Below are 13,771 nucleotides of genomic sequence, written 5' to 3'. Positions count from 1 at the left end.
AGCTACTGATGTCTTTTAATAATATCTTTTTTATTTTACACCAACCACAGTTATCTGAAAATATAGGTGCTTGTGCTAGAGCAATTAAAAACTTTAAATTTAAAAAGCTAATCATTGTAAAACCAAAGCCAATTTTTCCAAATGATAAAATTCTAGCAACTTCTGTCGGTGCAAAAGATCTAATAGTGAATGCAAAAATACATGAAAATTTAGAATCTGCTGTAAAAAAAGTAGATTATGTTATTGCTACTTCTGCAAGATTTCGAAATAAGAATATTAAACATATAAATTTAAATGATTTAAAAAAGATTGATTTTAATAAGAAAGTTGCTTTTCTATTTGGTTCTGAGGCCTCTGGACTATCTAATAGTGAAATCAGTTATGCTAATTTTACGATGCAAATACCAACTAATCCTGAATTTAAATCTTTAAATTTATCGCATAGTGTTATTATTATTGCTCACACAGTAGCTAATATTATCAATTTAAAAGGAGCAAAATACTCTAAATCCAAAAAAGTATCCTTAGCAAGCAAAAGTGATATTCAAGCTATGACAAATCTTTGTATAAAAAAATTAGAGGAAAAAGACTTTTTTAAACCCCTAGAGAAGAGGCCTATAATGTTAGAAAACTTAAGAAGTATTTTTTCTAAAATGGAGCTCTCACAGAAAGAAACACGTATTTTATCTAGTGTATTTGCTAGTTTAGCTAAAAAAGGTTGATTGACAAAATAATGAGTAAGTTTATAACCCCAACTATCATATGACAAAAAGAATAAGTTCTAAACACAAAATAGATAGAAGGTTAAAAATCAACCTATGGGGCAGACCTAAGAGTCCCTTCAATAAAAGAGATTATGGACCTGGGCAACACGGTCAAGGTAGAAAAGGTAAGCCTTCCGATTATGGTATTCAGCTGCAAGCTAAACAAAAATTAAAAGGTTACTACGGTAATATTAACGAAAGACAATTCAGAAATATTTACAAAAAAGCTGCCATGCAAAAAGGTGACACGGGTGAAAATTTAGTAGGATTGCTTGAGAGAAGACTTGATTCAATTGTATACAGAGCAAGATTTTCAACAACAGTATTTTCGGCTAGACAACTTATTAACCATGGACATGTCAAAGTTAATGGAAAAAAAGTCAATATTGCTAGTTATATTGTTAACGAAGAAGACACGATTGAAATTAGAGATAAATCTAAACAATTGGCATTTATTGATATTGCCTTAGCAAACAAAGAAAGAGAAACCCCAGAATATATTCTTATGGATGAAAAAAATAAAAAAGTTACTTTTGTAAGAACACCTAAGTTCGAGGAAGTTCCTTATCCAGTTGTTATGGAGCCTAACCTGGTAATTGAATATTATTCTAGATAATTGAATCTAATAAAAAACAAAATAAATACCTTTTTTTATATTTTCCTAATTAGTTTCCTGCTTTTTGGTTTTTACTTATCTTTAAACACAGGAATTTCTCATGATGAATTTCATGAAGAGCTTTATTGGAATTTTAATAAAAAAATAGTTATAAATTTTTTTTATGGAAACTTTGATTATCAGTCAGAATTTAGGGATAAGTTCTATGGCATAGGTTTTCAGATTATATCTCAACCACTTCAAGCTTTAATACAAAAGATTATCCCATTTTTTTATTATGTTGATAATTATGGGGCTAAACTTATTTCAAAACATGCTGTTGTTTTTATCTTTTTTTCTATATCTGGTATTTATTTTAAAAAGATTTTATATTTAATCACTCAAAATAAATTATTTTCAGTTTTATCAACTATTTTTTATTTAGTTTATCCATATTTATTTGGACATAGTTTATTTAATCCAAAAGATATTCCATTTTTATCAGTATGGATTATTTTAACTTATTTAAATTTTTATTTAATTAATAAGTTTATAGATAGCAATATTATAAGATATAGAGATATCTTTTTATTTGCACTTTTAAGTGCTTTTTTAATATCAATTAGAATTTCTGGTATCTTAATTTTTCTACAATATTTAGTTAGTATTATTATATTATTAAACATTAAAAAAATTAGCTATCAGGTGTTTTTCAAAATTATATTGATAAAATTAATCTTCTTCACTGTTACTGTTTATTTATTTGTTATTTTATTTTACCCAATTTTTTGGATCAACCCATTATTATTAATTGATGCAATAATATTTATGGGTAATTTTCCACAGGATATATGTACTTTAACATTTGGTGAATGTCTCAGAGCTCAAAATCTTGACCCCTTGTATATACCTAGCTGGTTATTGGTTAAGTTACCGTTTATTGTTTTAATAGGACTTTTTTTAATACCCTTTACAGAAAAAAAAATTTTTAATATTAAAAAAAATCAAATATTTGTTGGCACAATATTAGGTACAGTAATTTTATTACCGTTAATATTTATTTTTTTAAAAACCCCTCTTTATGATGAGTTGAGACAAATAATATTTTTGGTACCACTTTTAATAATACTCAGTCTTATTTCACTTAATTCTTTATTACCAAAATATAACAATAAAATTATTTCTATTTTCATTTTATTTTTTATTTATGAAAATTTTTCATTATATCCATATCAGTATACATGGTTTAACTTACCCACTAGAACAATTGATATTAGTAAAAATTTTGAATTAGATTACTGGGGGGTTAGTGGAAAAAATATTTCAAAAGAAATAATTAAAAGAGATATAAAAGATGTTTGCTTAGTAGTATCTCCCATTTATCTAGTTAAGCCATATTTAAAAGATGATAAAATCAACTGCTATTATAATTGGCAAACTATTAATAAATCAATTGTAAGACCATTTTATGCTGTTCAGTTAGTAAGAAATATGAAATCAAGTATTCCTTATGGTTGTGATATTATTTATTCAGAATTTATTAAATTAAATTTTTATTATAAAAATAAATTAAAAATATCTAATTTAGTAGAGTGTAAATAGCCTACAGATTCAATTCTTTTTGGATTTTTAATATGAAATTTCTTAAAAGCTCTCTTTCTTCTTCATTAAGGTAGTTTTCTTTTTCATTAGCTTTTTTAATTTCTTTTTTTAAATTTATTACAGCCTCTTTTCTACCTTCTTTAGTAAAAAAAGATTCTACTTTGCTGTTTATCTGATCAAACTTACGGCCAATTGTTATTTCAAAAACCAATATGATTAAAACTGCAGTTATAATAGTTTTATAAATAAAGGTTCTCATTATTTACTTCTTAAATTCTATAGCTTTATCTTCAAGAATTTTCTTTAGTTCACCATTTTCATACATTTCTTTAACGATGTCACAGCCCCCGACAAATTCACCTTTGATATAAACTTGTGGAATAGTAGGCCAGTCACTAAATTCTTTTATACCTTCTCTTAAAGGTTGTGATTCAAGAACATTAATTCCTTTATAATTAACTTCTAAAATTTTTAGCATGTTTGATACAGCCATAGAAAAACCACACTGTGGAGCGTCAGGAGTTCCCTTCATAAATAAACATACTTCGTTAGTATCAATATGATTCTGAATTAAATTTTTTGTGTTATCGTCCATTATTGCTCCTTTGTTTTAATTGCTAATGCGTGTAGTTCGTTGCCCATTTTTCCTTTTAAAGAATTGTACACAATCTTATGTTGCTCAATTTTACTTTTTCCAGAAAATTTACTTGAAGTAATTGTTGCTGAGTAGTGGTTACTATCTCCCGCTAAGTCTTGAATTTCTATTATAGCATCTGGTAAAGCTTCTTTAATTAGTGTTTCAATTTCTTTTAAATCCATTGCCATTTTAATTATCCATATAGTTAGTTAGCCAATTTGTATGTGATTTAATCAGATCGTCAATTGATACTTTTGTCTTATCATCAATTATCAAAATATTGTCATTTACTGATCCAAGCTCATCAAAATGTACTGAGTTTTCTTGAAGTATCTTAGTTGCACTTTCCAGATTATCTTTAGTAATTTCCACAATGTATCTTCCTTGGTCTTCACCAAATAAGTATTCAAACTGATTAATTAAGTAATTAGGTTTTTTAATATTTGCACCTTTTTTACCTTTAATACACATTTTAGAAAGAGCAGTAATTATGCCCCCTAAAGAAACATCATGTGCAGACTTAATAAATTTTTTATCGATAAGTTTCAAAATTGTTTCACCATTATTTTTTTCATTGAAAAGATTGATTTCAGGAGGGGGTCCATTTTTTTCATTTAAAATATCTCTTGCAAATAAGCTTTGATCTAGATGACCTTCAGTTTTACCTATAACTAAAAGCATATTGTCAGCTTCTTTCAAATCCATTGTAACCATATTTTGGTAATCTTTAATTAAACCAACACCACCAATTGTAGGAGTGGGTTTAATGCCAATATCTTTAGTTTGATTGTAAAAAGAAACATTTCCTGAAACTACTGGGAAATCTAAATATGCACTCGCTTCACCTAATCCATGAACACATTCTACAAACTCACCCATATTTTCTTCATTTTCAGGACTACCAAAATTTAAACAGTTAGTAATTGCAATTGGTTTTGCACCAACTGAAATTAAGTTTCTCCAACTTTCACAAACAATTTGTTTTCCACCACTTAAAGGGTGGGCCCAGCAATATACAGCAGATGAATCAACGGATGCTGCGACAGCTTTATTAGTACCATGAACTCTAACGACACCAGCATCTCCACCAGGCTTTTGAATGGTGTCACCCATTACAGTGTGATCATACTGTTGCCAAATCCATTTTTTACTGCATACATTTGGGTTTGATAATATTTTATTCAAAACATTTTTCACTTTTAAAGTTTTAAATAGTTCTTTTTCGATTTTAATTTTTTTAGGCAACTTAGCTTTTTTCCATTTTCGATCATACATAGGCGAGTTTTCAACCAATGTATCAACAGGAATATTTGCTACTTTTTCTTTATCGAAATAAAGTTCAATTTTTTTACTTTTTGTAGTTTTACCTATAACAGCAAAATCTAAATTCCATTTATCAAATATTTTTTTTGCCATTTCTTCTTTGCCATTTTCTAAAACAATAAGCATTCGCTCTTGACTTTCAGACAGCATAATTTCATAAGGGGTCATATTTGCTTCTCTACAAGGAACTTTATTTAAATTGATTTCAATTCCCAAGTTTCCTTTTGAAGCCATTTCAATACTTGAAGAAGTTAGACCTGCAGCACCCATATCTTGAATGGCTATTATTGAATCTCCCGCCATCAATTCTAGGCAAGCCTCTAATAATAGTTTTTCAGTAAAGGGATCCCCAACTTGAACGGTTGGTTTTTTTTCCTCAATTTTATCATCAAAAGAAGCTGATGCCATACTGGCACCATGAATTCCATCTCTTCCTGTTTTTGAACCAACATAGATTACAGGTTTTCCTAAACCAGCAGCTTTTGAATAAAAAATCTTATCTTTTTTAACAAGACCTAAAGTCATGGCATTTACTAAAATATTACCATTATAAGACTCGTCGAAGCTAGTCTGACCAGCAATTGTTGGAACACCCATGCAATTACCATATCCACCTATACCATGAACAACTCCACGTAATAAATTTTTAGTTTTTTTATGCTGAGGTGACCCAAAATGAATTGAGTTTAAATTGGCTATCGGTCTTGCACCCATTGTAAAAACATCTCTCATAATTCCACCAACACCAGTTGCTGCACCTTGGTAAGGCTCAATAAATGAAGGATGATTGTGACTTTCAATTTTAAATACTATTGCATCATCATCACCAATATCAATAACACCAGCATTCTCCCCAGGCCCTTGAATTACATTTTTTCCTTTAGTAGGAAGGTTTTTAAGATGAAATCTTGAAGATTTGTAAGAGCAATGCTCATTCCACATTGCTGAAAAAATTCCTAGTTCGGTAATATTAGGAACTCTTTTTAATAAATCACAGATTTTTTTATATTCATCCTTTTTTAAACCATGATCAATTGCAAGTTGTTCGTTAACTGTCATTATTTTAAATTATTAATTAGGTTTTCAAAAAATATTGAACCATCTTCACCCGATAGAGCAGGGTCTATCATTCTTTCTGGATGGGGCATCATTCCCAAAATATTACCCTCTTTATTAAACACACCAGCTATATTTTGCAATGAACCATTAGGGTTAGATTCTTTTTTAACATTCCCATCTTTATCTGAGTAAAATAAAGCTATTTGATTGTTTTCATTAATCTCTTTAATTTGTTCTTTAGAGCAAAAGTAATTTCCTTCATTGTGAGCTATATGAAATTCGTAGGTATCTTTTTTAATACCTTTAAAATAAGAATTGTCTTTATTGTTAACTTTTACAAAAACATTTTTACAAATAAATTCTAAGTATTCATTTCTAAGTAGTACGCCTGGAAGTAAACCAGTTTCAACTAAAATTTGAAAACCATTGCAGATACCCATAACCTTACCACCACCTTGCGCAAAGTTTACAACAGATTTCATAATTCTTGATTTTGACGCCATACTTCCACACCTAAGATAGTCACCATATGAAAATCCACCTGGTAAAACTACTAAGTCACTTTTGGGAAGTTCAACATCATCATGCCAAACCATTTTATTTTTAAAACCAAATTTTTTTAAGGCGACATCCATGTCTCTGTCACAATTGGATCCAGGAAAAGTTATTACAGATGATTGCATTATCTATTATTCAGATCCAATAATCTTATAATTTTCTATTACCAAGTTTACTAAAAGTTTTTTACACATCTCTTCAACTTTTGCTTCAGCTTTTTTTTTATCGTTTTCTTTTGTATTAATTTCAAAATATTTCCCTTGTCTTACTTCATCGATACCTTCAAACCCCATACCTTCTAGAGTTTGATGAATTACCTTACCCTGAGGATCTAAGACATCTTTTTTAAGAGTTATAACCACTGATATTTTCATATTATTTTCTTTTTTTAATTGATCTTAATTTTGTAATATTGACAGCACTAACATTTGACTGCTCATGTAAAATACCAAGTCTTTTGGCAACTTCAGTATAAGCGGGTATTAAGTCTCCTAGATTCTTACGGAATCTGTCTTTATCTAGTTTTTTCTCGGTAATACTGTCCCATAATCTGCAAGTATCAGGACTAATTTCATCTGCTAAAATAACTTCATTTTTACCATTTTCTTTAAGTCTCCCAAACTCAAGTTTAAAATCAATTAGTTTAATTCCAACACCTCTAAACATTCCAACCATAAAGTCATTAATTCTTAGGATCATCTTTTTAACTTTTTCTAATTCAGATTTTGTAGCCCAATCAAAGGCCAATATATGCTCTTCTGCAATGAGTGGATCACCTAAACTATCATCTTTTAAACAATATTCTAATAGAGGCTGTTTTAAAACTGTTCCATCTTCAATACCAAGTCTTTTAGTAATAGAACCTGTTGCAACATTTCGAACAATAAATTCTATAGGTATAATTTCAACAAGTTTAATAATCTGCTCTCTCATATTTAATCTTTTAACTAAATGATTTTTAATTCCAATTTGAGTCAAGTTGGAAAGGATATGTTCAGATATTCTATTGTTTAAAACACCTTTGCCTTCAATAGTTGATTTCTTTAAATTATTAAAAGCTGTTGCATCATCTTTAAAATATTGGATAACTAAATTTTTATCAGATGTTGCATAAATTATTTTAGCCTTACCTTCGTATAATTTCTTACCTTTTTTCATTATTTAAAAACTCTTCTAAAGATTAAATCTACATTTTTAAAGTGTGATGAATAATTAAATATAGCCTTTAATCTTCTTGATGAAATTTTTGCCATTATGAATTCATCATTGGAAATGACATCAAATAAATTTAGGTTTTCTGCAAAACATTTTTTTGCATAGTTTTGAACCATTTTGTAAGATTGTTCTCTACTTAATCCTGATTTTGTTAGCTCTAGCATTACTTCTTGGGAAAAAATTAAACCTTTAGTTATATTCAAATTTTCAATCATTTTCTTTGGATAGACAATCATTTTATCTAAAATATTACTAAGTCTGGCTAAAGCAAAATCTAAAGTTATATTTGCATCAGGACCAATATTTCTTTCAACACTTGAGTGAGAAATATCTCTTTCATGCCATAGTGCAATATTTTCTAGGGCAGGAAGAACTGCACTTCGAACCATTCTTGCAAGACCTGTCAAATTTTCACTTAATATTGGATTTTTTTTATGAGGCATTGCTGATGAACCTTTTTGATCTTTTGAAAAAAATTCTTGCACTTCATATACTTCTGTTCTTTGTAAATGTCTAATTTCAATTGCAACTCTTTCAACTGATCCAGCAATAATTCCAAGAATAGAAAAGTAAAATGCATGTCTATCTCTTGGTATAACTTGAGTTGATATAGGTTCAATTTTTAAGCCAAGTTTTTTAGCAACATGCTTTTCAACACTTGGACTTATATTTGCAAAAGTTCCAACAGCACCAGAGATTGCACATGTTGAAATTTCATCAATTGCATTAACTAATCTTTTTCTATTTCTTTTAAACTCTTCATAAAATGAAGCTAATTTTAAACCAAATGTAATTGGCTCAGCATGAATTCCATGACTTCTACCCATACATGGAGTGTATTTATATTTTTTGGCCTGTTTCTTTAAAACCTTTAGAATTTGATCAATATCACCAAGTAGAATCTTACCTGATTGAACTAATTGAATATTTAAGCTGGTATCCAGAACATCAGAAGATGTCATACCTTGATGAAGGTATCTTGCTTTAATCCCTGCTTTTTCAGTAACTGAAGTTAAGAATGCTATGACATCATGCTTAACCTTACTCTCAATTTGGTGAATTCTTTTGACGTTTATTTTTGCTTTTTTTCTTACAACAGTGACAACACCCTTGGGAATTTGTCCTAATTTTTCCATAGCTTCAGCTGCTGCAATCTCAACATCGAGCCAAATTTGGTACTTATTTTCTTCTGACCATATGTCAGTAAGCTGTTTTCTAGAATATCTCTCAATCATTAATTATAAGTAAGGGGGCTTAGAATAACCTTTAACAGATTCTGTAAAGATTTCATAACCATTTTCAGTAATACCTAACGTATGCTCAAATTGTGCAGATAAAGATTTATCCTTTGTAACTGCAGTCCAACCATCTTTTAGCATTTTAACATCCCATTCACCGGTATTTATCATGGGCTCAATGGTAAAAGTCATACCGGGTCTAAGCTCCAAGCCTGTATTTCTTCTTCCATAATGTAAAATATTTGGTGGTTCGTGAAATGTTGTACTTATTCCGTGACCACAAAAATCTCTAACAACTGAGTAACCTTTTTTTTCAACAAAAGATTGTATCTCATATCCAATGTCACCTAGTTTTAATCCTGGCTTTAGCAAATTTATTGCCCTCATCATAGACTCGTATGTAGCATCAATTAAGTTATTAACTTTAACAGGGGTTTTGCCAACGCAAAACATTCTGCTAGTGTCACCATAATGCTTATCCACTATGGCTGTCACATCAACATTTAAGGCATCACCTTCAACTAAAACTCTGTCAGACGGTATGCCATGACAGACAACATGATTTAAAGAAGTACATAATGACTTTATAAAACCTCTATAAAAAAGAGGAGCAGAGTAGCCACCATTATCTCTTATAAATTCATATCCAAGTTTATCTATAAAATCTGTAGTTATACCAGGCTTAATATTTTCTGTAAGCATATCCAGAGTTTTTGCAGCAAGGTTGCCTGCAATTCTCATTTTTTCAAATTTTTCTAAATATTCTGACATATGTAATACTTATTCTGGAATATCTTGGTTAATAATTATTAAGAATTCTGATAGAACAATTGTATTTATATCTTGATAATGAATAAAAATAAATTAAATATTTTAGATTGTACACTGAGAGATGGGGGTTATTACAATAACTGGCATTTTAAAAAAGATTTAATTAATGAATATCTTAGGGTAATGGATATAATCAAAGTCGATTATGTTGAAATAGGCTTCAGGTTCATTGATAAAGTAAAAACAAAAGGGCCAACAGCCTACTCAGAAGAAAGTTTTTTAAAAAGCTTAAAAATTCCAAAAAATTTAAAATTAGGAGTAATGGTAAATGCTGCTGATTTTGTTAATAGTAAAAATATTATTGAGTTAGCAAAAAAAAATTTTAAGCAAAAAAAAAATTCTTTAATTTCACTTGTACGAATTGCATGCCATCATCAAGAGGTTAAAATAATTATACCTCTGGTAAATTGGCTTAAACAATCAGGTTATAAAGTTGGTGTAAATATTATGCAGATACCTGAGCTGTCAAGTCAGGAGATTAAAAATACAGTTTTACAAGTTAAAAAATCAAAGGCAGATATTTTGTATTTTGCAGATAGCTTAGGAAGTCTAGATGCTACAAAAACAAAAAAAATAATTAAAAACATTAAAGCTAATTGGAAAGGCTCTACAGGTATACACACTCATGATAATATGGGTAAAGCTTTAGAAAATTCAATTGAAGCAATTAACAATTCAGTTAATTGGATTGACTGTACAGTTACAGGTATGGGTAGGGGTCCAGGAAATACCAAAACAGAGTATTTGATTCTTGAATTAAAAAGAAGAAATGAAAAAAGCGAAAGGCTTGTTCATTTATTAAATTTGATTAAAAATTATTTTGAACCCCTTAAAGATAAATATAAATGGGGATCTAATCCCTTTTATTATTTTGCTGGTCTTCATTCCATTCACCCTAGTTTTGTACAGGGTATGTTAGGTGATGATAGTTTTCAGCCAGAGGATGTTTATTCCAATCTTAATTATTTAAACACTGTAGGTGGCAAAAAATTTAGTAATGAACTCATTTCATTAGGAAAAAATTTTTATAAAAGAGTTATAAAAGGAAGCTGGAAGCCTATTGAATTAATTAAAGACAAGGATGTACTTATAATAGGACCTGGTAAGACAACATCAACACATAAAGAAAAAGTAATTAAATTCATTAATAAATATAAACCTGTCGTATTTGCATTAAATGCAATCCATCCAGTTCCAAAAAAATATATTAATGCTCATATTGTCTGTCATCCTCTAAGGCTATTATCAGATATTAATAAGTATAAAAGATTTAATAATTATCTAATAACTCCATATTCTAGTTTTTCTAAAAATATTAAATCTAAACTTCAATCAAAAAATATTTTAGATTTTGGTTTACAGGTAAAAAATAAAAGATTTAAGTTTGAAAAAAATTATTCAGTTTTACCAAATTCTTTAGCCATATCTTACGCATTAGGAGTTTGCACTAGCGGTGAATCTAGAAAAATATTTTTAGCAGGATTAGACGGATATACTGAAAATAGTCCTAAAAAATTTGAAATGGATGAGCTATTTCAAAACTACAGATTAGAAAATAAAGCTAAAACTTTAATCTCTTTGACTCCAACAAATTATAAAGTGAAAATATTAAAAAAAATTTAATGACTGATTATCTATTGATTATACCTGCTAGATATTTTTCAAAAAGACTTCCAGGAAAACCATTGCTAGACATAAAGGGAATTCCCATGATTATTAGAACAGTTAATCAGTGCTTGAAAGCTGTACCCAGATCAAAAATTTTAATTGCAACTGATGATAAAAGAATTCAAAAAATTTGTGAAAATCAAAACATTAAAACTTTAATGACATCTAAAAAGTGCCTTACTGGAACTGATAGAATTGCTGAAGTTGCCAAAAAAATTAAAAAAGATTTTTATATTAATGTTCAAGGTGATGAACCTATATGTAACCCTGAGGATATTAAAAAGATTGTTAAATATGCAAGAAGATTTCCCAATCAAGTTGTTAATGGCTATACAGATATAAAAGAAAAAAAACTATTCTTATCTCCTAGTATACCAAAAGCTGTATTTGATAATAAAAAAAACTTACTATATATGTCTCGTTCGCCTATTCCATCTAATAAAAAAAAAAAATTTGTAAAAGCATGGAGACAGGTTTGTATTTATTCTTTTCCCTATAAGTCTTTAAAAATTTTTACATCTGCAAAAAAAAAAACTACATTAGAATCAATTGAAGACCTAGAATCAAACCGGTTTTTAGAACTTGGATATCAAGTTAAAATGTTAAAAATGTCTAATAAATCAGTAGCAGTTGATACTAAAGAGGATTTGGCAAAAGTTAGAAAATTAATTAAAAATTAGCTAAATAGTATAATGAAAAAAAAAAAATTTTTAGACACAAACATAGATTATAAATCAAAAACTGTTGAAGATAAAATTCAAATTTTTGAATACAAAAATCTTAGACTTCCTTTACCAACAGAGATTGAAATAAGTGAATCTGGTACTTGTAATAGATCTTGTTCATTTTGTCCAAGAAGTGCTGCAGATTTTGATGATAAAAAAGAATTCATAACTAATGATTTACATGAAAAACTGTGCGAGGAACTCAAAAAACTTAATTACAGTGGAACAATAAGATATAGTGGATTTGTAGAGCCGCTTTTAGATAAAAACATTTATAATTTAATCAATATGGTTAAAAAATTTATTCCAGACTCTAACGTGGAGATGGTAACTAACGGTGATCCATTAAACCTTAAGAGACTAAAGAAATTATTTGAAAATGGGTTAAACAAAATTTTAATAAGTGCCTATGATGGCAAGGAAGACGCTGATAAATTAGAAGATTTATGTAAAAAAGCAAATCTATCAAATGAACAGTACATTGTTAGACATCGTTATTACTCGGAAGATCAAGATTTTGGAATTACATTAAGCAACAGATCTGGATTAATGGAAAATGCAGAATTTAAAATAGATAGCCTTAAAGAACCCCTTAAAAGCCCATGCTATATTCCTTCTTATACTTTTTTTTTAGATTATCAGGGTGATGTTTTGATGTGCCCCCACGATTGGGGTAAAAAAGTTATATTAGGAAATTTAAATAAAGAAGATCTTGTGGACATTTGGTTTAGTAAAAAATCAATGAAAATTAGAAAGATGTTAAATAATGCTAATAGAAATTTTGCACCATGTAATGTTTGTGATGTTGAAGGCACTTTTATGGGTGAAAAAAATTCAGGATATTTTAATTGATGAAAAAAAATGTATTAATTTTAGGTGGAAGCTCTGATATTGGCATAGAACTAACTAGGAAATTTTTAGATAAGGGTATTTATAAAGTAAATTTACATTACAACGCTAATTCTAAAATTATAAAAAATCTTAAATATAAATGCAATTTAATTAAAGCTGATCTATCTAGTTTAAATGAAAAAAATATACTTAAAAAATTTAAAAATGATTATGATATAATTATAAATTTAGTAGGTTATATCAGTGGAAAATCATTTGAAGAATTCACAACAAAAAGTTTAGAAAAAACTTTAAAAATAAATTCTTTTATCCCAATGTTAATTATTAGAAAATCATTGAAGAAAATGATTAAAAAAAAATGGGGCAGAATAGTAAACTCTTCTAGTATTGGTGTTAAGTTTGGTGGTGGAAGTAAAACTTTTGAATATTCTTTATCTAAACACTTGAATGAATTCATACCTAGTTATTTTAAAAAAATTGCAGATAAAAATATATTTTATAATACAGTAAAAATAGGCCTAACTAATACTAAAATTCATAAAAAGATTCCTAATAAAAACTTAATTAAAAGAACTAAACTTTTACCAATTAAAAAAATGGCTAATCCAAAAGATATTGCTAATTATATTTTTTATATAGCATCAAATAAAAATCAATTTATCACCAATGAAGTAATTAATATTACTGGTGGTGAGTGATTTTTA

16 protein-coding genes are annotated in these 13,771 nt (G+C 28.3%); 7 read left to right on the top strand and 9 right to left on the bottom strand.

Features of this window, described 5'->3' with window-relative positions; translation table 11 throughout:
- Window positions 1-8: 8 nt before the first annotated feature.
- Genes ABXT47_RS03790 through ABXT47_RS03780 form a run of 3 tightly spaced genes read left to right on the top strand, consistent with a single transcriptional unit; the run spans window position 9 to window position 2,961 of the window.
- On the top strand, window positions 9-722 hold the full coding sequence (locus tag ABXT47_RS03790; protein ID WP_415307812.1) for an RNA methyltransferase: 714 nt from the start codon (window positions 9-11) through the stop codon (window positions 720-722).
- 40 nt (window positions 723-762) lie between these two features.
- Window positions 763-1,380: a 30S ribosomal protein S4 gene (gene rpsD / locus ABXT47_RS03785; RefSeq protein WP_415307811.1), complete on the top strand. Its 618-nt coding sequence runs from the start codon at window positions 763-765 to the stop codon at window positions 1,378-1,380.
- Window positions 1,381-2,961 (top strand): hypothetical protein, encoded by a 1,581-nt coding sequence (locus ABXT47_RS03780; protein WP_415307810.1) that lies wholly within the window; start codon window positions 1,381-1,383, stop codon window positions 2,959-2,961. It abuts the gene before it with no gap.
- A gap of 1 nt (window position 2,962) precedes the next feature.
- Here ABXT47_RS03780 and ABXT47_RS03775 read toward each other — a convergent pair whose 3' ends face one another.
- Genes ABXT47_RS03775 through map form a run of 9 tightly spaced genes read right to left on the bottom strand, consistent with a single transcriptional unit; the run spans window position 2,963 to window position 9,762 of the window.
- Window positions 2,963-3,220 (bottom strand): hypothetical protein, encoded by a 258-nt coding sequence (locus tag ABXT47_RS03775; RefSeq protein ID WP_415307809.1) that lies wholly within the window; start codon window positions 3,218-3,220, stop codon window positions 2,963-2,965.
- A gap of 3 nt (window positions 3,221-3,223) precedes the next feature.
- Complete coding sequence (grxD, locus tag ABXT47_RS03770; RefSeq protein ID WP_415307808.1) at window positions 3,224-3,556, bottom strand: Grx4 family monothiol glutaredoxin; 333 nt, start codon at window positions 3,554-3,556, stop codon at window positions 3,224-3,226.
- Window positions 3,556-3,786 (bottom strand): BolA/IbaG family iron-sulfur metabolism protein, encoded by a 231-nt coding sequence (locus tag ABXT47_RS03765; RefSeq protein ID WP_415307807.1) that lies wholly within the window; start codon window positions 3,784-3,786, stop codon window positions 3,556-3,558. Before ABXT47_RS03765 ends, grxD begins: the two co-directional genes overlap by 1 nt.
- A gap of 1 nt (window position 3,787) precedes the next feature.
- On the bottom strand, window positions 3,788-5,980 hold the full coding sequence (gene purL / locus ABXT47_RS03760; RefSeq protein WP_415307806.1) for a phosphoribosylformylglycinamidine synthase subunit PurL: 2,193 nt from the start codon (window positions 5,978-5,980) through the stop codon (window positions 3,788-3,790).
- Entirely contained in the window at window positions 5,980-6,663 is a 684-nt protein-coding gene (purQ, locus tag ABXT47_RS03755) for a phosphoribosylformylglycinamidine synthase I (RefSeq protein WP_415307805.1), read from the bottom strand. The genes purL and purQ overlap by 1 nt, the downstream gene beginning before the upstream one ends.
- Before the next feature lie 6 nt (window positions 6,664-6,669).
- Window positions 6,670-6,912, bottom strand: a complete 243-nt coding sequence (gene purS, locus ABXT47_RS03750) for a phosphoribosylformylglycinamidine synthase subunit PurS (RefSeq protein WP_415307804.1) — start codon at window positions 6,910-6,912, stop codon at window positions 6,670-6,672.
- A gap of 1 nt (window position 6,913) precedes the next feature.
- Window positions 6,914-7,696 carry a phosphoribosylaminoimidazolesuccinocarboxamide synthase gene (purC, locus tag ABXT47_RS03745; RefSeq protein WP_415307803.1) on the bottom strand — a complete coding sequence of 261 codons (783 nt, stop codon included), beginning with the start codon at window positions 7,694-7,696 and terminating at the stop codon, window positions 6,914-6,916.
- On the bottom strand, window positions 7,696-8,988 hold the full coding sequence (purB, locus tag ABXT47_RS03740) for an adenylosuccinate lyase (protein WP_415307802.1): 1,293 nt from the start codon (window positions 8,986-8,988) through the stop codon (window positions 7,696-7,698). Before purB ends, purC begins: the two co-directional genes overlap by 1 nt.
- A gap of 3 nt (window positions 8,989-8,991) precedes the next feature.
- Window positions 8,992-9,762, bottom strand: coding sequence for a type I methionyl aminopeptidase (gene map / locus ABXT47_RS03735; RefSeq protein ID WP_415307801.1), 771 nt, complete (start codon window positions 9,760-9,762; stop codon window positions 8,992-8,994).
- Window positions 9,763-9,840: 78 nt separating this feature from the next.
- On the opposite strand from map, the gene ABXT47_RS03730 reads away from it, so the two are divergent.
- Genes ABXT47_RS03730 through ABXT47_RS03715 form a run of 4 tightly spaced genes read left to right on the top strand, consistent with a single transcriptional unit; the run spans window position 9,841 to window position 13,765 of the window.
- Window positions 9,841-11,445: an aldolase catalytic domain-containing protein gene (locus ABXT47_RS03730; RefSeq protein ID WP_415307800.1), complete on the top strand. Its 1,605-nt coding sequence runs from the start codon at window positions 9,841-9,843 to the stop codon at window positions 11,443-11,445.
- Entirely contained in the window at window positions 11,445-12,170 is a 726-nt protein-coding gene (locus ABXT47_RS03725) for a 3-deoxy-manno-octulosonate cytidylyltransferase (protein WP_415307799.1), read from the top strand. Before ABXT47_RS03730 ends, ABXT47_RS03725 begins: the two co-directional genes overlap by 1 nt.
- Before the next feature lie 12 nt (window positions 12,171-12,182).
- On the top strand, window positions 12,183-13,067 hold the full coding sequence (locus ABXT47_RS03720; protein WP_415307798.1) for an SPASM domain-containing protein: 885 nt from the start codon (window positions 12,183-12,185) through the stop codon (window positions 13,065-13,067).
- Window positions 13,067-13,765, top strand: a complete 699-nt coding sequence (locus tag ABXT47_RS03715) for an SDR family oxidoreductase (protein WP_415307797.1) — start codon at window positions 13,067-13,069, stop codon at window positions 13,763-13,765. Before ABXT47_RS03720 ends, ABXT47_RS03715 begins: the two co-directional genes overlap by 1 nt.
- Window positions 13,766-13,771: the final 6 nt, after the last annotated feature.

The organism is Candidatus Pelagibacter sp. Uisw_099_02 (assembly GCF_047727625.1).
Classification (GTDB): domain Bacteria; phylum Pseudomonadota; class Alphaproteobacteria; order Pelagibacterales; family Pelagibacteraceae; genus Pelagibacter.
The sequence above is the reverse complement of the archived record's forward strand: the minus strand, read 5'-3'. Positions and strand labels throughout refer to the sequence as shown.

What these genes read in the sequence shown, in the direction of transcription:
- purL (WP_415307806.1), bottom strand. Translation starts at nt 5,980, where the DNA reads ATGACAGTTAACGAACAACTTGCAATTGATCATGGTTTAAAAAAGGAT.
- ABXT47_RS03725 (WP_415307799.1), top strand. Translation starts at nt 11,445, where the DNA reads ATGACTGATTATCTATTGATTATACCTGCTAGATATTTTTCAAAAAGA.
- grxD (WP_415307808.1), bottom strand. Translation starts at nt 3,556, where the DNA reads ATGGACGATAACACAAAAAATTTAATTCAGAATCATATTGATACTAAC.
- rpsD (WP_415307811.1), top strand. Translation starts at nt 763, where the DNA reads ATGACAAAAAGAATAAGTTCTAAACACAAAATAGATAGAAGGTTAAAA.
- purQ (WP_415307805.1), bottom strand. Translation starts at nt 6,663, where the DNA reads ATGCAATCATCTGTAATAACTTTTCCTGGATCCAATTGTGACAGAGAC.
- purB (WP_415307802.1), bottom strand. Translation starts at nt 8,988, where the DNA reads ATGATTGAGAGATATTCTAGAAAACAGCTTACTGACATATGGTCAGAA.
- ABXT47_RS03730 (WP_415307800.1), top strand. Translation starts at nt 9,841, where the DNA reads ATGAATAAAAATAAATTAAATATTTTAGATTGTACACTGAGAGATGGG.
- ABXT47_RS03790 (WP_415307812.1), top strand. Translation starts at nt 9, where the DNA reads ATGTCTTTTAATAATATCTTTTTTATTTTACACCAACCACAGTTATCT.
- ABXT47_RS03775 (WP_415307809.1), bottom strand. Translation starts at nt 3,220, where the DNA reads ATGAGAACCTTTATTTATAAAACTATTATAACTGCAGTTTTAATCATA.
- purC (WP_415307803.1), bottom strand. Translation starts at nt 7,696, where the DNA reads ATGAAAAAAGGTAAGAAATTATACGAAGGTAAGGCTAAAATAATTTAT.
- ABXT47_RS03715 (WP_415307797.1), top strand. Translation starts at nt 13,067, where the DNA reads ATGAAAAAAAATGTATTAATTTTAGGTGGAAGCTCTGATATTGGCATA.
- ABXT47_RS03765 (WP_415307807.1), bottom strand. Translation starts at nt 3,786, where the DNA reads ATGGCAATGGATTTAAAAGAAATTGAAACACTAATTAAAGAAGCTTTA.
- map (WP_415307801.1), bottom strand. Translation starts at nt 9,762, where the DNA reads ATGTCAGAATATTTAGAAAAATTTGAAAAAATGAGAATTGCAGGCAAC.
- purS (WP_415307804.1), bottom strand. Translation starts at nt 6,912, where the DNA reads ATGAAAATATCAGTGGTTATAACTCTTAAAAAAGATGTCTTAGATCCT.
- ABXT47_RS03720 (WP_415307798.1), top strand. Translation starts at nt 12,183, where the DNA reads ATGAAAAAAAAAAAATTTTTAGACACAAACATAGATTATAAATCAAAA.